The following is a 22,541-nucleotide window of genomic DNA, read 5'->3' on the forward strand; positions in this document are numbered from 1 at the left end:
TGCGCTTGCCCACTAGCGAGTTGTAGACCGAGATGACGATGAGCGCGAGAACGGCAATGATGCCTAGGACGATGTACATTTTACTCCTTTGATTTAACTTTTATTTTGATTATATCAAAAAACCGCTGAAGCCGGAAAATTATACTCGTTTTTGCCGCGCTAGATGCTAGGTCGCTCGGGGTTTGCTACCAAAATGCTAAATTTCTCTTGTCTTTGCAAAAGCCGCTTTGCGAGCAAATCTCGGATACAAGGGCCAGTTGCCGTAAAATAAAGACTTGCGGCCGATTTTTTCGCTTAAATTTAGGCTTAAAAACGCAAAATACGCTTTTAGCTTTGCGTTACGGGCTGTTAGACCTTATTTTAAACAAAAACCAAAGCAGGTACGCGTAGGCAAAACGGCTCGCAAGCCCTTGCCGAGCGGCGGGTAAAATCTAGCCTATAAATTTCGCCTGCACGGGCGACACGGCCTTTTGCCGCGGTAAATTCGTATCTTTTGAGGGCGATTTTACGCGGCCTAACGGCTAAATCATCGCAAATTTAGCGTCGTTTAAGTCGCAAGAGCAAAACTGGCTTTAAACGGCAAAATCGCCGAGCCACCAAATCCGTCCCGCGCGTTTTGCGTTTAGGCGAGGAAATTTACCGCTCGCGCCCTACGCGAAATTTAGCTATTTTGCCGATTTTGCCGGCCGCAAGTAGGCAAATTTACGCCCGCTAGCAAACCTAGAGGGCAAAGGCGCGGATTTGCGCCGCGCGCAAACGCTAAATTTGCGATTTTGCGCCGTAAGGCAAAAAACCAAAACCAGCCAAAAGGCGCAAATTTAGGGCGCGTATAAAAACTAAACCAAAGCGCTTTAGCCTTTTAAAGCTCGCAAATTTTGCCGCAAAAGCGCTTTTGCCGCGTCTTGCGCGGTAAATTTCGGGATAAATCCCGGCAAATCACCACTTCATACCCGCTTCCAGCCAAAAGTTGCGGCCAAGGCCGTATTCGTAGTAGTTGCCCTCGTTTGAGGCGATAAATTTTTTGTTTAAAAGATTATTTATATCAAGATTTACAAACGCTCGAAAATCGCCGGCCAGCCGCCTTTCGTAACCTATACGCATATCCCAAGTTGCGTATGCGGGTAGCTTTTGGCGCTCGTAGACGTACATCCCGCGCGTCCTATTCCAGCCGCCTAGTAGCGCGTCCGTTTTGCTCGTATAGTTTATGAAATTTGAAACGCTAAAGCCGCTAAATTTAGCCGAGTGGCGAAATTTGGCGGTAAAAGGCACATGGTAATCAACGACGGGCAGTTCGCTTTTTTTGATGGTTTTGCCGTTATACGAGACGTCGTCGTTCATCTCATCGTCTTCGTAATCCTCAAAACTCTTGCTTTGCTTCGTAAAGCTTAGCGAGCCTTCAAAATCGTTTTTTACACCCCAAATTTCGATCGGAGCGATGTTTGCCGCGCTTAAGGTTACGATGTCGCGCTTACTTTGCCCCTCGTTGGTAAATATATAATACCCGTTTCCGTAGCCTGATAGTGGCTCTCTTACGTATTTCATCGCTACTTCGTCGCGGCCTTGGCGTCTTACGTATTTGAGATTTAGCCTCGCGTTGCCGACGTCGCCGCGATAATACGCGCTAAATTCGTCGTCGTAAGGCGTCTTTAGCTCCCTGATAGGACGGCGGTTATTAGCCAGTCCGCCGCACGTATACGCCCCGCCGTACGAGCTTCTCTCGCAAGTCTCATACATCCTGTACACGCCGTTATACATCTTGTAAGCGAAAAAGTTTCGTCCGTAGTAGCGGTTTAGTCCGATTCCTACGAAGTTTTTATCCGCGAATTCATACTCGGCTAGCAGCCTCGGGGCTAAATTTACGTCGTTGTTATCGCCGTTTCGCTCGATGCGAAGTCCTGGACGAAATTTAAACGCACCAAACCTCATCTCGTCTTCGAGATAAAGGGCGAGATTGGTTTGCGTAGCCTTGGTTTTTACGGCGTAGTAGTAGGTTTTTTTCGATAGATATTGACCGACCGCGCCCTGGGAGGCGAAGCTGTCGTCTATGACGCATGTTTTATCGCCGGCGACGCACGTTCCGCTCATCAAAGGCTTTGGCGTGCCGTAGGATACGCGGGTGCGCGGTATCTCGTAGCTGCCGCTTTGTCTAGCTATCTCAAAGCCAGATTTTACCAGATGCGATGCGCCCAGAGCTTCAAATTCCTTCACGCTTGCGTCGAATTTATACGTTAGCTTGTTTTGGCGTTGTTCAAAATCGTTTAGTCCTCCTATGCCCGAGCCGAAATTCGGGCTAGGATTGGTTCCCCAGTTTTTGATGTTTGAGGGTTTGTAGCCGTAGTACTCGGTATCATGCTCATAGTCGCGGCTGTTTTGCGAGGCGGAGTAGCTAAGCGTCTGCTCTAAAAATACCCCCTCAAGATCGGCCTGCGCCTCGAGAGTCGCGACGTAACCGCCGTATTTTAGCGTAAGCTGGGAGTCTAGGTAGCGCTTGGCGGAGGTGTAGTTATCTAGCCTAGAGTACAAAAAGCTCGGCTTTAGCGTAAATTTATCGCTCACGCCCCAAACGCCTTTTACGAAAAGGTTATCATTAGTCTGCCTGTCGTTTGGAAACGAGTATAAATTTTGATTTATCTGTTTTTTGTTGTAGTGGTTTTCTATGACGGATCGGTGCCTCGAGTAGTCTAGCAAAAGGCCGAAATTGCGCGTCAGATACCCCTCGGCGCCGACTCTATACCTGCGCTTTTTAAAGTCGCTCATATCGGCTAGATCGCCGTCGTCGTATCTTTGCTCGGCGGAGGCGTCTTTATAAATTTTGCTCCAATCCCCGCCCGTATAAGAGTAGCTAAGCACGCCGTGAAAGCCGCTTTTGGGGTCTCTGGTTTTAGCGTTTACGGCGCCTCCTTGAAAGCCGCCGTATCTAGCCGAGACCGCGCTATCTAGCACCTCGACGCTACCTAGCAGATCCGTATCTACACTCATAGCCTGCGAGCCTATCGTGCTGTCGCTCCAGATGTTGTTGTGGTTATTCCACGTGCGTTTTTTAGGGTCTAGGTCGTTATTTATGCTTGCGCCGTCTAGGGTAAAGTTATTTTGATAGTAGCTCGCGCCGTTTATGCTGATATCTTGCGGAGCCAGCTCGCCCGCGCGCACGCTTTTGGCGTTTTTCGCGCTAAAGGCGACGTTTGGATTGCCTTTTAAAAGCTCGGTTATGCCGTGATTTTTAGACGTTATCAGATCCATATCCTCGCGCGTTAGTTTTCCGGGTTCTTTCGTAGCGTTGGCGTCGGCGCTGACCTCGACTTTATCTAGCACAACCTCCGCTGCGTTTAGCGTACTAAAATTTAACGCCTTTAAAGCGGTTAAATTTAAAAAGCCCTGATGAGCGTCGCGACTCGCGGCCCAATGCGAAAGCGGCAAATTTAACGCCGCGGCAGCTACCAAAAGACTAGCCGTTTTTTTCATAATTATCCTTAGTTAAATTTATTAGTCGGTTTTGGGCGTTTGCGTCAAAACCGCGCATTTTAGGCGGCAATAAATTTTACTCGCCTTACGTTTTAGCTTTAAAAAGTCGCTAAATTCGGCTAAATTTACGCCGCAAAATTTGTAAAAAGGCGGCTATCTGCGATTTACCCTCGCAGCGATTAAGCTTTGTTTTTAAACGCGCGTTTAAACCGCGAATTTAAACAAAAAACGCCGCCTAAATTTAGTCGCCGATTAAAAAAGCTACGCAAAGCCGCTTTTGCTAAAAATCCAAAAGCCGCGCTAAGAGTTAAATTTATCCCGCGCGGACGCTATTTTTCAGACTTTAAAACAGCTTGATAGCCCTGTTTTTTGAGCGCCTCTATGACCGTATTTTCCGCAAAATCGTCCTGAACGACGATGTCGGCCGTTTTAGCCTCCAAATTTACCTCGAATTTCTTAACGCCGTTAAGCGTATTTAGCGTCTGCGTGATGACCTCGTAGCAGCTCACGCAGGCCATATTGGGGATCTCGTAAACCAAAGTCTTGTCCGCAAATGCCGCCGCGCAAAGCGTCAACGCTAGAGCTAGCTTTTTCATTCTTTGATACCGACTTTGTATTTTTTGGCTTGGATCGCATGCACGATGTCCATCACGTTCACGCCGCTATCTGCGGTGATGTTTACGTCTTTGCTTTTTAGATCAAAGCTCACTCCGGTGACGCCCTTGACGCCCTTTGCGGCATCTTCGATTTTCTTAGCGCAGCCGCCGCAGTTCATATTCGGCACGTTTAGTTCGTAGGTTTGCTCTGCAAAAACAGCGCCGCAAATCGCCGCCAAAAGTAAAATTTTCTTCATCGTCGCTCCTTGAAAATAATATTTGATATGAAATTGTACCAATATATTTCTTATATATTTATTATTTTTATTTATATTAAAATGTAATATAATTTACTTTTTTCTTATATTTAAAACTAAAATTTGACGTCAAATTTGAGCTGATTTAAAGCGGACGTAAAAATATTGCAGGGAAATTAAGAGGGGAATTTAGCCCGCAAAAAGCGCAAATTTGCAGGCTAAATTTATAAAATTTATTCTTTTGTTTTTGCCATTCTGCGGCGCATAGTCGGATCGAGATAGCGTTTGCGCACGCGTATGTTTGACGGCGTGACTTCGACTAGCTCGTCCTCCTCGATCCACTCCAGAGCGCGCTCTAGGCTGAGCTTTCTAGGTGGTACGAGCTTGATAGCGTCGTCAGAGCCGCTAGCGCGTACGTTGGTTAGGTTTTTGCCTTTGATCGGGTTTACGTCCAGATCGTTTGGACGGCTGTGCTCGCCGATGATCATACCCACGTAGGTTTTGGTCTGCGGATCGACGAAAAGGATACCGCGATCTTGCAGGTTCCAGAGGCTATACGCTAGCGTCACGCCGTTTTCCATCGACACTAGAGCGCCGTTACTGCGGTGCTCGACGCTACCGATGAGCGGGCGAAACTCAAGGAAGCTGTGGTTCATGATGCCCTCGCCCTTCGTATCGGTCAAAAACTGGCTTCTAAAGCCGATGAGACCGCGCGCAGGGATCTCAAACTCGATCCTCGTCTGTCCGTCGCCGGTCGGGTTCATCGAGACCATCTCAGCCTTTCTGCGTCCGAGCTTTTCGATCACGGTGCCGCTAAACTCGTCCGGTACGTCGCATACTAGCAGCTCAAACGGCTCGCAGCGCACGCCCTCGATCTCCTTAACGATAACCTCCGGACGTCCGAGACAAAACTCAAAGCCCTCGCGGCGCATATTTTCGGCCAAAATCGTGATTTGTAGCTCGCCGCGGCCGCTAACCTTAAATTTACCCTCGCCAATGTTTTCGTAGCGCATCGCGATGTTTGTTTTCATCTCGCCGGATAGCCGCTCGTCGATCTTGTTCGAGGTTACGTGCTTGCCCTCTGTACCGGCTAGCGGACTGTCGTTTACGCTAAATACGACGCTAAGCGTAGGCTCCTCGATTTTTAGCGGATCAAGCGGCATAGGAGAGTTTGGATCTACGACGCTATCGCCGACATCTAGCGCCTCAAAGCCCGCTATCGCCACGATATCGCCCACCTGCGCCTCGTCTATATCGCGGCGCTCAAGACCCAAAAAGCCGATGAGTTTTGAAATCCTACCTGTCGTTTTCGTTCCGTCGGCTTTAGCGAGCATCACGTTTTGGTTTTTAGAAATTTTACCGTTAAAGATGCGCGCGATGCCGATTTTACCGACGTAGTTGTCGTAATCAAGCGTGAAAACCTGAAGCTGCAAAGGGTTGTTTATATCGCCGCTAGGAGCCGGAACGTGAGACAAAATCGTCTCGAAAAGCGGCTGCATATTTACGTTTTCGTCGGCCAAATTTAGCTTCGCGTAGCCGTTTCTAGCCGCTGCGTAAACTACGGGAAACTCCAGCTGCTCGTCGTTTGCCTCAAGCGCTACGAAAAGGTCGAAAATCTCGTTTATCACGCGGTCCGGATCGGCTGCGGGTTTGTCGATTTTATTTACGACGACGATCGGGCGAAGGCCGAGCGAGAGCGCCTTTTTCACGACGAATTTAGTCTGCGGCATTACGCCTTCTTGCGCGTCTACGAGCAGCAAAACGCCGTCGACCATCTTTAGCACGCGCTCTACCTCGCCGCCAAAATCGGCGTGACCCGGGGTGTCGATGATGTTGATTTTGGTGTCTTTGTAGCGGATCGCGGTGTTTTTCGAGAGGATCGTGATGCCGCGCTCGCGCTCGATGTCGTTGCTGTCCATCACGCGTTCGCCGACGGTTTGGTGCTCGTTAAAAGTACCCGATTGTTTCAAAAGCTCGTCAACCATCGTAGTTTTGCCGTGATCGACGTGAGCGATGACGGCGATGTTTCGTATCTTTTCCAAAATTTTTCTCCGTTATTAAAATAGGGCTGATTTTAGCCAAATTTTCCTTATAAAAATAATAAAGTTATTTTGGAACGTTTCTTGCATGGCTCATGAAAGTTAAATTTAAAGGGTTTTTATGCAGACTACTCAAAACGATATTTTATCATTTGACGCGAGCATCAAAGGCGGCGTGAAAAAACAGAGTAAAAACGCGCAAAAAGGCGGTAAAGAGGACGGCGAGTTTCTCTCTATGGTGCTAGATGCGACCGCTAAAAAAGGCGAAAATTTAAGCGAAAAAGATCTAAAAGAGATGGCAAAAGCCGTAAATTTATCCGCCCAAATGGCTCAAAATCAGCAAACCAAAGCGCCCATCCAAAGCACGGACGTAAAAGAAATTTTAGGCGAGGAAGCGGCGGAAAATTTATTTGAAAATGCGACCTTTATGCAGCTCTTGCAAATTTTAGAGATGCTTAGCGGCGGCGAGAAAATCAGCAAATTTCCAAATTTTGAAAACCGTCTTGCTAAAGCGCTATCAAACGAAGCTACGCTAAACGAGCTAAGGGGAGCTAAAAATCTAAACGAGCTCATTGAGATCGCAAACAAGCTAAATTTGGGTCTAGAAAATATCGAAGTGACGCAGGTTCAGGCCGACGAACTAGGCGAGAAATTTCCAAGTTTGGCGAAAAAAGATTTCTTTGAGCCCGTAACTCCTAAGAAAAATTTTGCATTTAGCGAGCTAAAAAACAAGGTCGAAGAGACGATAAACGCAAACGAACCAGAGCCTAAAGATACGCTAAATAAGCTACTAGTCGCCGTGCAAGAAGAGCAAACAAAACCGCAAAATAAGCCTGAAGCCGCGCCTACGAAAGCGGAAAACAATACACAAAATTTAGCCCAAAACGCCAAAATTTTACGCGATGCGGTAAAAAACACAAACGAAAGCACAGATGAAAACAAGCCGATTTCGCAAGATGAAAATGAGCAAAAGCCAAGCCCCAAAGCCGAAAGCGAGCTAAATTTAACCGCTACAAAAAGCGAAAAATCAGGGCTCGGCCAAGACTCTAAAAAGATAAATTTGCAAAATTTGCTATTTCCGGAGCGCAAGAGCGCCGAGGAGCAAGTTTTGACCGAGCCGCAAAGCGAAGGTAGCGAAAATAGCGAACTAAACGCGATGGTAAAAGACGTAATCTCAAATGCCAAAGCTCAAAGCAGGAATTTCCAAGCCGTACGCGAAACGTTTGATAACTTTAGCTCAAATTTAAAAGAGCAGGTCGCGGCCTACAAATCGCCTTTCATGCGCTTTAACATCACGCTAAATCCTCTAAATTTAGGCGAAGTCGAGATCACGATGGTAAATCGCGGCAACAATCTGCACATAAATTTTAGCTCCAACACGCAGACGATGAACCTCTTTTTACAAAATCAGGCCGAGTTTAAAAACAGCCTCGTAAATATGGGTTTTACCGAGCTTGAGATGAACTTTAGCGATCAAAATCAGCAAAAAAAAGAGCAAGGGCAAAAGAGTTACAAAGGCTCTAAATTTAATGCTGGCGGCACAGAGCAAGTCGAAGCGGCAGCGCCTCGTTTAGAGCTCGTCGTTCCGCGATACGTGTAAATTTGGAATCAAATTTGCTTGAGATATAAAAATTTAAAGGATAAAAGATGGCAAACGGACTAGAAACCAATAACTTCACGGTAAACAACCAAGCCGCTAAAAAATCGGCGGACGCCCTACAAAAAGCCGCAGGCACCAACCCAAACGCCCAGCTAGACAAGGACGCTTTTATGAAACTTCTTTTAACCGAGCTTCAGTATCAAGACCCGACAAGCCCGATGGATACGGAAAAAATGCTAACTCAAACTAGCCAGCTAGCCTCGCTCGAGATGCAAGAAAATACGAACAAAATGATGCAAAAGCTAGCCGATCAGCTAAAAAATAGCACCAATATGTATGCCGTCGGAGTGCTCGGCAAGATGGCTAAAATCGGCGATAGCGGCATCGTAAAAGAAGAGGGCTCGGGCGTCAAATTTGCGGGATTTTTAGAAAGCGCGGCAAAAGGCGGCATGATAAATATCAAAGACGGCACCGGCAAACTCGTAAGAAAGCTAGAATTCGGCCAAGCTAGCGCCGGAGCCAATACCTTCGAGTGGGACGGCAAGGATAGCGCCGGCAACGATGCTAGAGCCGGCTCATACACAGTCGAGATCAGCTACACCGATGCAGCGGGCAACGTTAAAAACGGCGGCGTAGGCAACTATCTCGTAGAAGGCGTCAAATTTATCGACGGTATCGCGCAGGTAAAGGTCGGCGGACAATACGTCAGCATCGACAAAGTAAAAGAATTTACCGAGCCGAAAAAAGGATAGGACGATGGTAAGAAGCCTGTATAACGGCGTTAGCGGCGTCAGAACCCAGGGGTTTAGTATGGACGTGTGGGCGAACAATATCGCCAACATAAATAACGTCGGCTTTACCGCTTCGATACCGGAATTTAAGAGCATTTTTTACCAAACCTCCTTTGCTGCGGGCAACAACCCGACCCAAGACCAAATCGGCCTCGGCGCCACCGGCATGACGACGGCGCTTAGCTTTTACAAGCAAGGCCCGTTTATGAAAACCGATAACGTCCTGGATATGGCGATCGGTGGCAAGGGATTTTTCGGCGTAACGAACGGCTCTGGCACCTACTACACGCGCGCCGGTAGCTTTGGCGTCGATAAAGAAAGATATCTCGTAACAAATCAAGGCAACTACGTCATAGGTACGCAAAATACGCTAACACAGGTAACTCCAAGCCAGGGCGCGATAGAGGCTTTCGGTAGAGTAAACGGACGAGCCGCCGTCACGCAGGCCTACACTTTAGGATCAGACACCACAGACCTTGACGTCGGCGACATCGGCTCTCAGGGCAAGATTCGCCTACCGGAGTTTTTGTATCTGCCGACCAAACCGACGTCGAAGGTGACTTTTAAAGGCAATCTCGACTCGTCTTTTAAAACCGAGCCTGCTACTTTGCCCGTAGACGCCGCAACCTATACGAGCAACATAGATAACGCCTCTAGAACTATAAATTTACGCGGACGAGTTACGCCTGACGCCGCAATAACTCGCCCTAGAAAAGGCGATCTCGTCACCGTAACGGCAACCGACGCAAACGGCAAAACGGCTGAATTTAGCGCTCCGATCGACGAAAACGGCAACTGGAGCATAAGCAGGAGCTTTGAGAGAGATTTTGATCTAACGACGGCGCCGAATTTGACCGCTAAGATAAATACGACCAAAGAAGCGGCGAATCAGGAAAAATTCGTAACCGAGCTTTTAAACGCGGACGGCACGAAAAATACTCTAGAACTAACGCTAACAAAACGCGTCCCCCAGGGCGCTAACGGCACGGTTTGGGAAGCGGCGGCAACCGTAAAAGACGCGAGCGGCGCAACGATCTCAAACGCTAACGGAGAGTTAAATTTCGACCACGAAGGCAGGCTTGTTAGCTCTACCTTAAGCACTCTAGATAATAACGGCTCGCAAGTCGAGCTAGACTTCGGTACCCCTGCGGCTGCGGGTCAAATTTACTCGGGCGTTACCAGTACGTCGCAAGCAAAAAGCATCTCGATCGCTCAAGACGGCGTGCGTGAAGGAATTTTAAAAGATTATTACACTAACGACTCGGGCAATATCTTGGCGCAATTTACAAACGGTCAAGTCCGCTCCGTCGGCAAGGTCGCGCTCTATCACTTCCAAAACGAGCAAGGCCTTGCAAAAATGGGCGATAATATCTATTCGCAAAGCGCGAATTCCGGTGCGGCCTTTTTCTACAAAGACGCGGGCGGCAAAAGTATCTACGGCGCCCAAATCGCCAGTCGTACGCTCGAGCAGTCAAACGTCGATCTAGCGCAGGCTTTAACGGAGATAATCGTCACGCAAAAGGCCTACGATGCTAATGCCAAGAGCATAACGACTAGCAACGAAATGCTCCAGCGCGCGATCGAGCTAAAACGCTAAATTTAACCCGCAAATTTAACGCGGGTTTTTAAATTTAGCCGCAACGGTAAAAGCCAAATTTAACGCGTTTAAATAGCTTGCTTCAAGATATCTAAATAAATTTTTAGCTAAAATCAGCCCCAAATTTTATAAATTAAAGAAAAAATTATGAACCGAAAACGAATCTACAACCCGAGCTCAAACGAAAATTTGACCGATCGCCGCGTATTTAACGGCAATCCGCACGGCATCTTAAATTTCACCAAGGCAAAATACCAGTGGGCGCTCAAGCTCTGGGACCTGATGGAAGCTAACACGTGGTTTCCAAAAGAGGTCGACACCACGGACGACGTACGCGACTACGCCTACAACCTCACGCAGGCCGAAAAGCGCATGTACGATCTAGTTTGGAGTCAGCTCATCTCGATGGATAGCTTCCAGACCAACAACCTAGCCGACAACATCAACCCGTACATCACCGCGCCCGAGATCAACGCCTGCCTAGCGCGCCAAGCCTACGAGGAAGCCAACCACTCCAAGTCCTACGCCGTCATGGTCGAGGCTATCTGCGACAACACCGATCTGATCTACGAGATGGAAAAGCACGACGAGGTTTTGCGCGAGAAAAACGACTACATTTCAAGCGTTTACGAGGAGCTGGCGGGCGAAGTGACGGACGAAAAGCTACTGCTAGCCATGGTGGCGAATCAAATTTTAGAGGGCATTTATTTTTATAGCGGTTTTACGGCGATTTATGCGCTGGCGCGTGCGGGCAAGATGCTAGGCAGCGCGCAGATGATACGCTTTATCCAGCGCGACGAGATCACGCATCTGCTGCTATTTCAAAACATGATAAACAGCGTCCGCGCCGAGCGTCCCGATCTTTTCACGCCTGAGACCGAGGCTAAAATTTACGACATGTTTGAGCGCGCGGGCGAGCTTGAGATCAAATGGGGCAAATACATCACGCAAAACCAGATCATGGGCTTTACCGACGACATCATCGAGCAATACATCCGCTACCTCATCGACCAGCGCCTAGTCGCCATCGGGCTAAAGCGCCGCTACAACGTCCCTCACCCGATCAAATGGGTCGATGATTTTGCTAAATTTAACGACCAGAAGTCAAATTTCTTTGAAGCAAAGGTGACGAATTACAGCAAAGGAAGCATCAGTTTTGACGACTTTTAGTCCAAATTTATGCCCTATCGTCCTAACTGCGCCCACTTGCCGGCAAAGACAAGACGAACTGCTAGAAAAAATCGCCGCCGCGCCCAGAAACTCGGTCATATTAGCCAGCGAGCTATGCGTGAGCGGGTATGATTTTGACGGATTTTTTAGCGGCGCAAACCGCGCGATGCTGGGCGGCTCGATCGGCAGCTTTGACGCCATACTTTTTGAAGCGCTACAAGAAGCGCTAAGCCCGGATAAATTCCTCGGGCTCACGCATCTAACGAGCCTAAACCGCGCCAAAGGTTTAGCGCAAATTTCAATCACGCAGGCGCAAAAAAACGAAATTTACAACGAATTTATCCTACTAAACAGTCAAAACGTCTTTTATACGCAAAATAAATCAAAGTTTTTTCGCCCAAATTTAGAGCACGAAATTTTCGCCGCAGGCGACGAGTCGGCGATAAAACCTTTTGATTTTAAAGGGCTAAAAATCGGCGTTCTCATTTGCTTTGAGCTTAGATTTGCCCATCTTTGGCAGCAGCTAAAGGGCTGCGACGTCATCCTAGTACCCGCCATGTGGGGCGAGGCGCGAGAGGACGCATATCTTACGCTTTGCAAGGCTCTAGCGCTTGCTAACAGCTGCTACGTCGTAGCCGCAAGCTCGCTTGATTTAGAGTTTTCGGGCGTATTTTTGCCGAGCGGCGAATTTGCGAAAGAGGCTAAATTCGACGCAAATTTGATTCTTGAAACCAAACGAAATTTGGGGCTTTTATGACCGCTCTTGAAAAATCAAAATGCGCAAACATGGCCGATGAGATCGGCGACATACTCACCCTGACGCCCTCGCTTTATAAGGCGCTTTGCGACACTCCGCGCGAGATCTTTGCGCCCGTCACTCGCCACGCGTACAGCCTAGACGCTCAGCCTATCGGCGGCAATCAATGGATCAGCTCGCCTCTAACGGTCGCCAAAATGACGCTAGCGCTCGAAGCCGAAGATATCGACAATGCCCTAGAGATCGGCTGCGGTAGCGGCTATCAGGCGGCGATTTTATCGCATTTGGCGCACAGGGTTTTTAGCGTCGAGCGCATCGAAAAGCTCGCAAGCGAAGCCAAAAAACGCTTTGAGGCGCTTAAAATTCACAACATCCACGTGCGCTTTGACGATGGAAACGTCGGCTGGAAAAGCTACGCGCCATACGACAGGATCTTGCTCTCGGCAGCTGCGCAACAGGTACCGCAGACGCTTTTTAATCAGCTAAAAAACGGCGGCATTTTAGTAGCTCCTATCAAAAAAGACGGCAAGCAGTTTATCGTCAAATTTACAAAGGACGCTCGCGGCGAGATAACGCAAAAAGCGCTTGACGAGTGCTTATTCGTACCGCTTTTAGGCGGGATAGAGTAGCGCGGACCGTCAAATTTGACGCCGTTAAATTTAACTATGCAAACTCGTTTATCACGTAAATTTAGCCATACGTTAAACCTAAAACTGTATAATCGTCATACAAATTCTTAGCAAAGGAGCTAAAATGGCAACAGATCGCGAGTTGGTTAATTTCTCAGAGGAACACGAGCTAAACACAGTGCTAGCAAGACACGGCAAGGCCCAAAGCATCGCAAACCGCGAGGTGCTTTGCGAGCTCGGTAAAGAGTGCAAGGAAAAACTAGGCAAAAGAGTGCTGACGCAAGATGAATTTGACGAGTTTTTAAAACCCGTTTTAAATCGCTTGGAGAATAAAAGAGCTTAAATTTCGGGGGACTTTCCCCGAAATTTCTATCCAAATTTCCCGCTTTTTAAATACTTATACTATTCTTTCGTTTTCAAATTTACGTTCTCGTCGTCGTTTATAGCCGTCAATTTTAGACTATTTTGCGATAAGTACCGCGCGGCAAGCTCGCCTCGTTTAAATTTGACTTCAAATTTAAACGCCAAGCGGCAAAAACGTACTCAAATTTACAAACCCAAAAACGGGCAAGATCCATAAAAGCCTGGCGCGTCAAATTTGACGTTAGTATAAATTCGGAGCGGCTTAAAAACAAAGCACAAAGCTAAAACCGCGCCGAATTTAACCGAGCTACGCCCTAAAAATGCACTTTAAATTTCGCCCAAAAGCTTCTGCCGGGCTCATAAAGCCTCGTGCCGTTTGGAATAGTCTCATAACCTGCGATACCGCCGCCGTAGCCGCCTTTTGAGTTATGATAGGCATATTTGGCGTCGTTTAGGTTTTCCGCCGCTAGCAAGAATTGATAATTTTTATATTTATAGCCCGCGCTTAGCCCCAGCGTCCAAAAGCTATCGCTCTTGCCCAGGTCCATGCCGCCCACGTCGCCGTAGCCTTTTTGCGCGCGGTTTTGCGACGCGTTAGCGTAGAAGTCGGCCTTGACGAACCAGTCGGGCTTTTCTAAACCGGCGCTTAGTTTAAACGCTAGAGGCGAAACCTTAGGCAGCGCGTCGCCGTCTTTTAGGCCGCCCGCGTTTTTAGTCACCTTGCCGTAGACGTAGGATACTCCCGCCCCTAGCCTAAACATATCGTCTAGCAGCGTAGTGCCCTCTATCTCGCCGCCGTATAGCAGGGCGTCGGTATTAAAGGCGTCTGAGGACATGCCCATAGTATTATACTTTAGCATGATATAATCATCCATCTTTGAGACGAAGAAATTCGCGTTTAGTTCGTAGTTTTTATCTTTTAGCACTGCGCCAAAATCCAGCTGCGTGTTTCTTTCTTTATGCAGCGCTAAGTTCGCGTCCTTATTTGTTTCCCAGTGATCGGGCATCCTTTGAGCGTGCCCTAACCCAGCATAAAGCGTTAAATTTTGCAGATATTTTTCGTATCTAAAAAAGCCTGAGAATAAATTTTCTTTCCTGCTCTTATGCGTTTTTAGCAGTTTTCTCTCGCCCGCGTCCAGCCTAAGTCCGCCAAAAAGCCCGTAGTCGTTTTCAAGGACGTATTCGTTTTGAGTGTATATCGTTTTATACGTTACCTTGCGCTCTTTTACGTGCGGCTTTGATACGGCGGCATCCATTTCGGCTTTAGATACGCCGGCTCCGCCCGTTCCGGCACCCCGCCATTTAAAGGAGTCTTGCGAATAACCGGCACCGATGAAGCTGGTTAGATTATCGAAATTTAACTCGCCTTCTAGCTTAAAGCCGTACATATCGCGTATCGGGTGACTGATGCTATATCCCTTGCCGCGCCCCGTGCCAGGCACCACCGGACGCATGGTGAAGTTGTCCATTATATGGTCGATTTGATGATAATACGAGCTTAGCCTGATCTTGTGCTCGCCGACGTCTTGTTCAAATTTGAGCCCGAAAGATTTACGGTCAAACTGTATGCCGTCCCTCATCCTATCGGCATACGCCGCTTCGCCCTCGCCCAGATCCGCGCTTAACTGCAAGGCGGTAGTTTCCGTGGGCGTTAGCGTACCTACGAGCGAGACGCTGTTGCGTTTATAGTGCGTATGCATTTTCTGTCCGTCGCCGCTTTTATAATCGCCGCTCTCGTAGTGTCCGCCGGAAACCTCTATGCTGCCCAGCTCGTTGCCCGCCGCTACGTCCGCGGTGGTTTCAAACCGCTTAAAACTACCGCCCAGCACGCTTACGTTTCCTCCGAAGCTCGGTTTTGACAGCCTTTCTATCTCTCTATCGAAAAATATACCGCCGCTAATGAGCGCGCCGTATCTGACGTCTTGCGGACCTTTTACGATACGAACCGAACTATAATTTTGCGCCGAGATGTAGGTGATTGGCGTATCCATTCGCATGCCGCAGCCACCGTTTAGCGTGCTACCGTCGATCAGCACCGGTAGCCTAGCCGCCGTCTGCGAACGATAATAAACCTCGCTGCCGCCTCCGCCCTTACGCTCCATCGTAAAGCCGTTCAAATTTGAAAGAGATTTGGCGATATCGCTGTTTTCCAGTATCGCTCCCTTGCCGACTATTTGGGCGTTGGTCGGCTCGTCGAGGGCTGATTTTTGCATTTTTGACGAGACGGTAACGGGACTCAAGCTTATCGCTTCCTCGGCGCTAAGCATCAAATTTGACGCCATGGCCAGCGCCAAAACGTAAGAAATTTTCATTTTAGCTCCTGCAAAATTAATATTTAATATTGAAATTAAAGCAAAAATCAACTTAAATAAAGTATGAATATTTATGTAATGTTAATTATTTTGTGTGAAATTTAGCTCAAACTCTGATATTTCGGTCGCTTGCGTTAAGTGTGTAGAAAAGTAACTTTAACGGATTAGAATTATAAATTTAAGTAATCTCGGTTTCATCAAATTTGAGTTTAACGAAACCGAGATTAAATTTACAAAATCTCTTTTACCAGTAGCTGCGGCGTGACGAGTCCTCGAAACGAGTTTTTCGATACCGAAAAAACTAGGTCTATGCTCTCGCCCGCATGCGGCTCGCGAGTGAAGTTAAAAAACAGCGCTTCAAGGCACTTGCCGTCTTTTTGCAGGATTAGTTTTAGGTGATTTTGCTCCCTGCCGATTAGTTTTTTGTTTTTGACGACGGCGGATTTGATCTCAAAGAGCGGGCGCGGATTTTTCTGTCCGTAGGGCTCGAAATGCTCCAAAATTTCAAGCAGCTCAAAGTCCACCTCGCCCGCCTCTATCTCACCCAAAGGCTCGTCAAACGCGCTAAATTCGTGCAAATCCATCAGCATACACGAGCTATTTATCGCGTTTTTAAACGCTTCTAAATTTGCCGGATCTATCACGATGCCGGCAGCCCCCTTGTGTCCGCCGTAGCCCGCGAGTAAATTTTCGTGGCTAGCGATGAGCGAGAGGATGTCTAGCTTGCCCACGCTTCTAGCGCTGCCTTTGGCGCGGTTTTCGTCGATACTAAAGACGATGGCGGGCTTTTTAAACTGCTTTGCCAGACGCGATGCGACGATGCCGATGACGCCCTCGTGCCAGCCCCTGCCCCACGTCACGATGATATGCTCGTCCTCGCGCACGTCCTTTAGCGAGCACTCAAAAAGCGTGCGCTCCTCCTCCTTGCGCGAGTTGTTAAAGCTCACGATGGTGTCGAGGCACTCACAAGCTCGGTCTAAATTTTTGGCGCGCAAAAACTCAAAAGACACGCTCGCATCGTCCATACGGCCCGAGGAGTTGATGAGCGGCGCGATGAGAAAACTGATGTCGTCGCACTCAAATTTATCCTTGCCGTAAAGCTGTTTTATCGCCGTAAATGCGGGCCTGCGCGAGCTGTTTAGGCGGTTTACGCCAAGCTTAACCAGGATGCGGTTTAGGTCGCGAAGCTCCATCATATCGGCGATTATCGCGATGGCTAGGAGGTCGAGAAATTTACCCATATCGTAGTTGATACGGCACACGTCTTTTAGCGCGCCCACTAGATACCACGCGACCTGAGCGCCGCAAATTTCGACGTTTGGAAAGTGACAATCCTTTTGCTTCGGGTTTATGATCGCATAGGCCTCGGGCAGGACGTCTGGAGGCATGTGGTGATCGGTGATGATGAGATCGATGCCTTTTTGTTTGCAAATTTGAGCCGCATCGTTTGCCGAGATGCCGTTATCTACGGTCACGATGAGCCCTGCGTCTGCTATCTCCTCGACGATTTGCGGATTTAGCCCATATCCGTCGCTAAAGCGATTTGGGATACGCACGAAATACTCGCTAACGCCCAAATCGTCGAAAAACTCGGCCATTATGACGCTAGCGATCACGCCGTCCACGTCGTAGTCGCCGACTATGACGATCTTTTCGTTTTGCTCGATCGCGCGCTTTATGCGCTCGGCACCCTTAAATACATCCTTTAACGCATCAGGCGTAGGAATTTCTGAAAGTTTTTTGTGGATATCCTTTTCAAATCTTTGGCTCAGTAATTCCTTTATCTTTTCCTTATTTAACATCGTTTTGACGGGCTTTTGCGTAAGCCTCGCCGTCAAATTTCGCCGCCTTGCCACCGTTTTTGCCTAAATTTTCGCTCGCCTCTGGAGTTAAATTTACCCCCGCCGCGCCGCAAAAAAGGCTAAATTTTGGTTCAAATTTCATCTTTTTCCTTCTTTTTTATTTTCTAATGCGCAAATTATAGCTTTTTGAAATTTAATTTCTTATAATTGTAAATAAAGCGGCGAATTTACGGGTCTAATGCGGGTTTAAGAGCTCTGCAGAATTGATACTCTTTACAAATTTAACGTTTTAAAATAATAAACGCGGCGTAAATTTTTAAATTTAAAGGAAAGAAATTTAGAGCCGAGCGGCTCTAAATTTGATTATTTCGATTTTTCTAGGCTAGCCTTGATAAAGCCCAAAACTACGGGATTTGGATTCGTCAGACGGCTGGTAAATTCCGGATGAAACTGCACGCCGACAAACCACGGATGCGAGTTTTTAGCGCCCGTCGCAGGCGAGCTAAGCTCGACGGCCTCGATCAGTCCGTCGCTCTCGCCGCTAACTATCAGGCCGTTTGCTTCAAATTCGGCTCTATATTTCGGATTTGCCTCGTAGCGGTGGCGGTGGCGTTCTTTGACGCATTTTGCGCCGCCGTAAATTTGGCTTAGTAGCGAGCCCGGCTTCACGTCGCAAGTATACGCGCCAAGCCTCATCGTGCCGCCGACCGGGCTTTGGTGCGTGCGGATCTGGGTCTGGCCGTGCGCGTCGATGAAACTATCGATGAGATAGATGATAGGATTTACGCACTCTGGCTTAAATTCGACCGAATTTGCGTCCTCGAGCTTTAGCACGTTGCGAGCAAACTCGATGAGCGCTAGCTGCATGCCTAGGCAGATACCAAGATACGGCACGCCGTTTTCGCGGGCGTATTTTATCGCCTCGATCTTGCCGCTCACGCCGCGCTCGCCAAAACCTCCGGCGACAAGCACGCCGCCCACGTCTTTAAGTAGCTCATCGACGTTTGAAGGCTCGATTTTCTCGCTATCTATCCACTTTAAATTTACCCTCGCATCAAGGCTCGCGCCCGCGTGTATGATGCTCTCGGTTAGGCTCTTGTAGCTCTCTTTTAGATCGACGTATTTGCCCACAAATGCTATCGTGGTCTCTTTCGTCGGCGCGATGATGCGCTTAACTAGGCTGTCCCAGTTGCGCATATCAAGCTTTAGCTCGCCCAAATTTAAAATTTCGGCGATCGGGGTTAAGACGTCTTGGTTATAAAACGCGAGCGGCACCTGATAGATGCTGGCCGAGTCGATGCTCTCGATGACGCAGTTGCGCTCTACGCCGCAGCTGGCGGCTATTTTATCCTTTAGCTCGCGGTTTAGCGGCTGCTCGGCGCGGCAGATGATCATATCGGGGCTAATGCCGATACGGCGCAGCTCGCCGACGCTGTGCTGAGTAGGCTTGGTTTTTAGCTCGCCTGCAACCTTGATAAACGGAACGAGAGTTAGGTGGATATTCATCGCGCGTTTGCGGCCTACCTCGACGCGAAGGGCGCGTATAGCCTCCAAAAACGGCAAGCCCTCGATGTCGCCTACCGTGCCGCCGATTTCAACGATCAGTATGTCGCGACCCTCGCCCGCCTTTTTGATGCGGTCAACAATCTCGCCTACGATGTGCGGGATGACTTGGATCGTTTTGCCCAGATAGTCGCCTCTGCGCTCTTTTTCGATAACGGAGCTATAAACGCGGCCCGTGGTGAAGTTGTTATCTTGGCTTAGGCTCTCGTCTAAAAATCTCTCGTAGTGTCCGAGATCCAGATCCGTCTCCGCACCGTCGTCGGTGACGAAAACCTCTCCGTGCTCGAGCGGACTCATGGTGCCGGGATCCACGTTAATGTACGGATCTGCTTTTAGCATGCTTACTTTTAGGCCGGTATTTTTAAGAAGCGTGGCGATAGAAGCCGCCGCGATGCCCTTGCCCAGCGAGCTTAGCACGCCGCCGGTTATAAAAATATACTTTGTTTCGTTTGGATTTTTTTGCATATCGCGCCTTTTAAATTTTTAGCGAGATTATACCTTATTTAAAATTTATAAACGCTTGTGAACATAAATAATTTTACAAGTCTAAAACTTTAAAATGATATTTTAAGTTAAATTTCTGTAGTATGTTAAGTTATGATTAAAAAATATATTAAAAACATCTCGTCTTTATATGTCGACGGCTTTAGGAACATGAAGCTCGGAAAGAGCCTGTGGCTGGTGATAGCCATCAAGCTGCTTATCATGTTCGGGATTTTAAAAGTATTTATCTTTGATGAAAGTTTAAATTCAAAATTTGAGAGCGACGAGGCTAAAGCGAACTTCGTCATTTCAAATTTGATAAAGGAATAAAATGTCTGAAATCGCTTCGGTCGATTGGTCGCGCGCGCAGTTTGCGCTCACCGCGATTTACCACTTTTTGTTTGTTCCGCTCACGCTGGGACTTAGTTTTATTATCGCCATTATGGAGAGCATTTACGTCAAAACCGGCAGCGACCAGTGGCTAAAAATCACTAAATTTTGGCTAAAACTCTTCGGTATAAATTTTGCCATCGGCGTAGCTACGGGCATCATAATGGAATTTGAGTTCGGCACCAACTGGGCGAACTACAGCTGGTTTGTCGGCGACATCTTCGGCGCGCCGCTAGCTATCGAGGGCTTGCTCGCATTCTTTATGGAGGCGACGTTTTTTGCCGTTATGTTTTTTGGCTGGGATAAGGTTAGCAAGAAATTTCACCTCATCTCGACCTGGCTCGTGGCTATCGGTTCAAATTTGAGCGCGCTTTGGATCCTCATCGCAAACGGCTGGATGCAGTATCCGATAGGTATGAAATTTAACCCCGCAACCGCCAGAATGGAAATGGAAAATTTCTTTGAAGTAGCGCTTAGCCCGGTAGGTATCATCAAATTTTTACACACCGTAACTAGCGGCTACGTCGCTAGCGCGCTTTTCGTGATAGGAATTTCGGCGTGGTTTATCCTAAAAGGACGCCACCTAATCATGGCTAAAAAATCCATCATCGTAGCGGGAAGCTTTGGCCTCGTTACGTCGCTATTTTTGATGTTTAGCGGCGACGAGAGCGCATATCAGGTCGCACGCACTCAGCCGATGAAACTAGCTGCGATGGAAGGCCTTTATAAAGGCGAAACAAACGCCGGCCTAGTCGCGATGGGCGTGCTAGATCCGTCTAAAAAAGTAGGCGACGACAAAGATCCGTTTTTATTCGAGATAAAATTTCCTTACGCGCTCGGAGTTATGGCTACGAGAGGGTTTAATAACTTTACGCCCGGTATCGACGACCTAGTGAACGGCAATGAAACTCACGGTATAGAAGGCGTCGCAAGCAAGATGGCCAAAGGCTCGTTAGCCGTTAGCGCGCTAACAACCTATAACGCCGCTAAAAAATCAGGCGATAAAGCCGCGATGGAGCAAGCCGAGCAAACTCTAGCTCAAAATATGAAATTTCTAGGCTACGGCTATCTTGAAAAGCCTGCCGACGCCGTGCCGCCCGTTGGCCTAACGTTTTATAGCTTCCACGTGATGGTTGCGCTTGGCACCTACTTTTTAGCGCTATTTTTCGTCGTACTTTATCTTTGCATGGCGAACAATATCGAAAATTTCAAAAAGTTGCTCTGGCTTTGCGTATTTACGATACCGCTTGGCTACGTAGCTATCGAGGCGGGCTGGATAGTAGCCGAGGTCGGTCGTCAGCCTTGGGTCGTGCAAGATCTCATGACCGTAGGCGTGGGAGCGACGAATTTATCTAGCACAAACGTCAAAATTTCGTTTATATTATTTGCGGTTCTTTTCACGGCTCTGCTCATAGCCGAGATAAAAATCATGCTAAAACAAATAAAAATAGGATTTGAAAACCATGCTTAGTTTAGAATTTTTACAAATTTACTGGTGGTGCGTAGTTAGCTTGCTAGGCGGTTTGCTAGTGTTTATGATGTTCGTTCAGGGCGGGCAGACGCTACTTTTTGGGCTTTGCAAAAACGAGCTTCAAAAGGACATGGTGATAAATTCTATCGGGCGCAAATGGGAGCTTACTTTTACCACGCTCGTAATGTTCGGCGGCGCGTGCTTTGCGGCATTTCCGCTATTTTACGCGACAAGCTTCGGCGGCGCGTACTGGGTGTGGTTGGCGATTTTGTTTTGCTTTATCCTCCAAGCCGTGAGCTACGAATACCGCAAAAAACCGGACAACTTTCTAGGTCAAAAAACCTATGAAATTTTCCTTTTCATCAACGGCTCTTTAGGCGTTATACTGATCGGTATGGCGGTTAGCACGTTTTTTTCGGGTAGCGACTTTTTACTAAACGAGCACAACTTCGTACAGTGGCAAACGCCGTTTCGCGGACTTGAAGCGCTGGGCAACATCATGCTCTATCCGCTAGGCATCGCGATGTTTTTCCTAGCTCGCGTGGGCGGAGCGCTCTACCTCATCAACAACATCGACGATGCGGAGATAAGAGCCAACGCTAGAAAAGCGGCGCTAAAAAATACGATTTTCTTTTTGCCGTTCTTTTTGATCTTCATCGCTTGGATATTTACCAAAGCCGGTTTTGCCTACGACGAGAGCGGCGTAGTGAGCCTAGTTGGCTTTAAATACGCTCTAAATTTACTCCAGATGCCGCTTGTGGCCGCGATGATAGTTATAGGCGTCGGACTCGTGCTTTTTGGTATATTTAAGGGTGCGTTTACGACTAGTATCTACGGCGTAGTGCCTTACGGCGCGGGCGTAGTGCTAACGGTTACGGGGCTATTTTTGATAGCCGGACTTGCTGACACGGCGTTTTATCCGTCGTTTTCAAATTTACAAAGCTCGCTCACGATCAAAAACGCAAGCTCCAGCCACTACACGCTAAACGTCATGGCCTACGTGAGCCTGCTAGTGCCGTTTGTTTTAGGTTATATTTTCGTCGTTTGGCGCGCGATGGATAGCAAAAAGATCACGGCCGACGAGATCAAGCACGATCATCACGCATATTAAGGATAAAAATGATAGAAGCGATAGTTTTTCTTTTTCTTTGGGTTTTGGCGCTTTTTGGCGGATATAAATTCGTCCATTTTAACATCAAGCACGTCGAGAAAAACGACGACAAATACTTTGGAAATTTGCGCGAATAAGCGCTGATCCG

19 protein-coding genes are annotated in these 22,541 nt (G+C 48.0%); 11 read left to right on the forward strand and 8 right to left on the reverse strand.

What is annotated here, in order from left to right; translation table 11 throughout:
* Positions 1–936: 936 nt before the first annotated feature.
* The 4 genes from ACTTJF_RS04215 to typA all read right to left on the reverse strand — a co-directional run bounded on the left by ACTTJF_RS04215 (position 937) and on the right by typA (position 6,357).
* On the reverse strand, positions 937–3,462 hold the full coding sequence (locus tag ACTTJF_RS04215) for a TonB-dependent receptor plug domain-containing protein (RefSeq protein ID WP_442550895.1): 2,526 nt from the start codon (positions 3,460–3,462) through the stop codon (positions 937–939).
* A gap of 329 nt (positions 3,463–3,791) precedes the next feature.
* Entirely contained in the window at positions 3,792–4,058 is a 267-nt protein-coding gene (locus tag ACTTJF_RS04220) for a heavy-metal-associated domain-containing protein (RefSeq protein WP_442550896.1), read from the reverse strand.
* Complete coding sequence (locus tag ACTTJF_RS04225) at positions 4,055–4,315, reverse strand: heavy-metal-associated domain-containing protein (RefSeq protein WP_122862304.1); 261 nt, start codon at positions 4,313–4,315, stop codon at positions 4,055–4,057. The genes ACTTJF_RS04220 and ACTTJF_RS04225 overlap by 4 nt, the downstream gene beginning before the upstream one ends.
* Before the next feature lie 233 nt (positions 4,316–4,548).
* Positions 4,549–6,357: a translational GTPase TypA gene (gene typA, locus ACTTJF_RS04230; RefSeq protein WP_442550897.1), complete on the reverse strand. Its 1,809-nt coding sequence runs from the start codon at positions 6,355–6,357 to the stop codon at positions 4,549–4,551.
* Positions 6,358–6,475: 118 nt separating this feature from the next.
* Here typA and fliK point away from each other — a divergent pair, with 118 nt between their 5' ends.
* The 7 genes from fliK (at position 6,476) to ACTTJF_RS04265 (ending at position 13,241) form a co-directional block, all read left to right on the forward strand.
* Complete coding sequence (gene fliK / locus ACTTJF_RS04235; RefSeq protein WP_442550898.1) at positions 6,476–7,954, forward strand: flagellar hook-length control protein FliK; 1,479 nt, start codon at positions 6,476–6,478, stop codon at positions 7,952–7,954.
* Positions 7,955–8,001: 47 nt separating this feature from the next.
* Positions 8,002–8,706 (forward strand): flagellar basal body rod modification protein, encoded by a 705-nt coding sequence (locus ACTTJF_RS04240; protein ID WP_442550899.1) that lies wholly within the window; start codon positions 8,002–8,004, stop codon positions 8,704–8,706.
* A 4-nt stretch (positions 8,707–8,710) separates the two neighbouring features.
* Positions 8,711–10,342 carry a flagellar hook-basal body complex protein gene (locus ACTTJF_RS04245; protein ID WP_442550900.1) on the forward strand — a complete coding sequence of 544 codons (1,632 nt, stop codon included), beginning with the start codon at positions 8,711–8,713 and terminating at the stop codon, positions 10,340–10,342.
* A 147-nt stretch (positions 10,343–10,489) separates the two neighbouring features.
* Positions 10,490–11,512, forward strand: a complete 1,023-nt coding sequence (locus ACTTJF_RS04250; RefSeq protein WP_442550901.1) for a ribonucleotide-diphosphate reductase subunit beta — start codon at positions 10,490–10,492, stop codon at positions 11,510–11,512.
* Positions 11,499–12,269, forward strand: a complete 771-nt coding sequence (locus ACTTJF_RS04255; RefSeq protein ID WP_442550902.1) for a carbon-nitrogen hydrolase family protein — start codon at positions 11,499–11,501, stop codon at positions 12,267–12,269. Before ACTTJF_RS04250 ends, ACTTJF_RS04255 begins: the two co-directional genes overlap by 14 nt.
* On the forward strand, positions 12,266–12,898 hold the full coding sequence (locus ACTTJF_RS04260) for a protein-L-isoaspartate(D-aspartate) O-methyltransferase (RefSeq protein ID WP_442550903.1): 633 nt from the start codon (positions 12,266–12,268) through the stop codon (positions 12,896–12,898). Before ACTTJF_RS04255 ends, ACTTJF_RS04260 begins: the two co-directional genes overlap by 4 nt.
* A 124-nt stretch (positions 12,899–13,022) precedes the next feature.
* Positions 13,023–13,241 carry a hypothetical protein gene (locus ACTTJF_RS04265; RefSeq protein ID WP_002950945.1) on the forward strand — a complete coding sequence of 73 codons (219 nt, stop codon included), beginning with the start codon at positions 13,023–13,025 and terminating at the stop codon, positions 13,239–13,241.
* Positions 13,242–13,575: 334 nt separating this feature from the next.
* On the opposite strand, the gene ACTTJF_RS04270 is transcribed toward ACTTJF_RS04265, so the two are convergent.
* The 4 genes from ACTTJF_RS04270 to ACTTJF_RS04285 all read right to left on the reverse strand — a co-directional run bounded on the left by ACTTJF_RS04270 (position 13,576) and on the right by ACTTJF_RS04285 (position 19,403).
* Positions 13,576–15,573, reverse strand: coding sequence for a TonB-dependent receptor domain-containing protein (locus ACTTJF_RS04270; protein ID WP_442550904.1), 1,998 nt, complete (start codon positions 15,571–15,573; stop codon positions 13,576–13,578).
* Between the two features lie 230 nt (positions 15,574–15,803).
* Entirely contained in the window at positions 15,804–17,375 is a 1,572-nt protein-coding gene (gene recJ, locus ACTTJF_RS04275; RefSeq protein WP_442550963.1) for a single-stranded-DNA-specific exonuclease RecJ, read from the reverse strand.
* Complete coding sequence (locus ACTTJF_RS04280; protein WP_442550905.1) at positions 17,365–17,517, reverse strand: hypothetical protein; 153 nt, start codon at positions 17,515–17,517, stop codon at positions 17,365–17,367. The genes recJ and ACTTJF_RS04280 overlap by 11 nt, the downstream gene beginning before the upstream one ends.
* Before the next feature lie 221 nt (positions 17,518–17,738).
* Positions 17,739–19,403, reverse strand: coding sequence for a CTP synthase (locus tag ACTTJF_RS04285; protein WP_442550906.1), 1,665 nt, complete (start codon positions 19,401–19,403; stop codon positions 17,739–17,741).
* A gap of 132 nt (positions 19,404–19,535) precedes the next feature.
* Between ACTTJF_RS04285 and ACTTJF_RS04290 the strand changes: the two genes are divergently transcribed.
* Genes ACTTJF_RS04290 through ACTTJF_RS04305 form a run of 4 tightly spaced genes read left to right on the forward strand, consistent with a single transcriptional unit; the run spans position 19,536 to position 22,530 of the window.
* On the forward strand, positions 19,536–19,751 hold the full coding sequence (locus tag ACTTJF_RS04290) for a DUF4492 domain-containing protein (RefSeq protein WP_442550907.1): 216 nt from the start codon (positions 19,536–19,538) through the stop codon (positions 19,749–19,751).
* A gap of 1 nt (position 19,752) precedes the next feature.
* Entirely contained in the window at positions 19,753–21,282 is a 1,530-nt protein-coding gene (locus tag ACTTJF_RS04295; protein WP_442550908.1) for a cytochrome ubiquinol oxidase subunit I, read from the forward strand.
* A complete protein-coding gene (locus tag ACTTJF_RS04300) occupies positions 21,275–22,393 on the forward strand; it encodes a cytochrome d ubiquinol oxidase subunit II (protein ID WP_442550909.1) in 1,119 nt (372 codons plus the stop codon). The genes ACTTJF_RS04295 and ACTTJF_RS04300 overlap by 8 nt, the downstream gene beginning before the upstream one ends.
* A gap of 8 nt (positions 22,394–22,401) precedes the next feature.
* Positions 22,402–22,530 carry a hypothetical protein gene (locus tag ACTTJF_RS04305; RefSeq protein ID WP_002943393.1) on the forward strand — a complete coding sequence of 43 codons (129 nt, stop codon included), beginning with the start codon at positions 22,402–22,404 and terminating at the stop codon, positions 22,528–22,530.
* Positions 22,531–22,541: the final 11 nt, after the last annotated feature.

Source organism: Campylobacter sp. (assembly GCF_052170435.1).
Classification (GTDB): Bacteria; Campylobacterota; Campylobacteria; order Campylobacterales; family Campylobacteraceae; genus Campylobacter_A.

Bases quoted from the DNA above. Each gene is read 5' to 3' on its own strand.
- ACTTJF_RS04225 (WP_122862304.1), bottom strand. From the start codon at position 4,315: ATGAAGAAAATTTTACTTTTGGCGGCGATTTGCGGCGCTGTTTTTGCA.
- ACTTJF_RS04250 (WP_442550901.1), top strand. From the start codon at position 10,490: ATGAACCGAAAACGAATCTACAACCCGAGCTCAAACGAAAATTTGACC.
- ACTTJF_RS04280 (WP_442550905.1), bottom strand. From the start codon at position 17,517: ATGAAATTTGAACCAAAATTTAGCCTTTTTTGCGGCGCGGCGGGGGTA.
- fliK (WP_442550898.1), top strand. From the start codon at position 6,476: ATGCAGACTACTCAAAACGATATTTTATCATTTGACGCGAGCATCAAA.
- ACTTJF_RS04285 (WP_442550906.1), bottom strand. From the start codon at position 19,403: ATGCAAAAAAATCCAAACGAAACAAAGTATATTTTTATAACCGGCGGC.
- ACTTJF_RS04245 (WP_442550900.1), top strand. From the start codon at position 8,711: ATGGTAAGAAGCCTGTATAACGGCGTTAGCGGCGTCAGAACCCAGGGG.
- ACTTJF_RS04270 (WP_442550904.1), bottom strand. From the start codon at position 15,573: ATGAAAATTTCTTACGTTTTGGCGCTGGCCATGGCGTCAAATTTGATG.
- ACTTJF_RS04265 (WP_002950945.1), top strand. From the start codon at position 13,023: ATGGCAACAGATCGCGAGTTGGTTAATTTCTCAGAGGAACACGAGCTA.
- ACTTJF_RS04240 (WP_442550899.1), top strand. From the start codon at position 8,002: ATGGCAAACGGACTAGAAACCAATAACTTCACGGTAAACAACCAAGCC.
- recJ (WP_442550963.1), bottom strand. From the start codon at position 17,375: ATGTTAAATAAGGAAAAGATAAAGGAATTACTGAGCCAAAGATTTGAA.
- ACTTJF_RS04215 (WP_442550895.1), bottom strand. From the start codon at position 3,462: ATGAAAAAAACGGCTAGTCTTTTGGTAGCTGCCGCGGCGTTAAATTTG.
- ACTTJF_RS04260 (WP_442550903.1), top strand. From the start codon at position 12,266: ATGACCGCTCTTGAAAAATCAAAATGCGCAAACATGGCCGATGAGATC.
- ACTTJF_RS04220 (WP_442550896.1), bottom strand. From the start codon at position 4,058: ATGAAAAAGCTAGCTCTAGCGTTGACGCTTTGCGCGGCGGCATTTGCG.
- ACTTJF_RS04290 (WP_442550907.1), top strand. From the start codon at position 19,536: ATGATTAAAAAATATATTAAAAACATCTCGTCTTTATATGTCGACGGC.
- ACTTJF_RS04300 (WP_442550909.1), top strand. From the start codon at position 21,275: ATGCTTAGTTTAGAATTTTTACAAATTTACTGGTGGTGCGTAGTTAGC.
- ACTTJF_RS04295 (WP_442550908.1), top strand. From the start codon at position 19,753: ATGTCTGAAATCGCTTCGGTCGATTGGTCGCGCGCGCAGTTTGCGCTC.
- ACTTJF_RS04305 (WP_002943393.1), top strand. From the start codon at position 22,402: ATGATAGAAGCGATAGTTTTTCTTTTTCTTTGGGTTTTGGCGCTTTTT.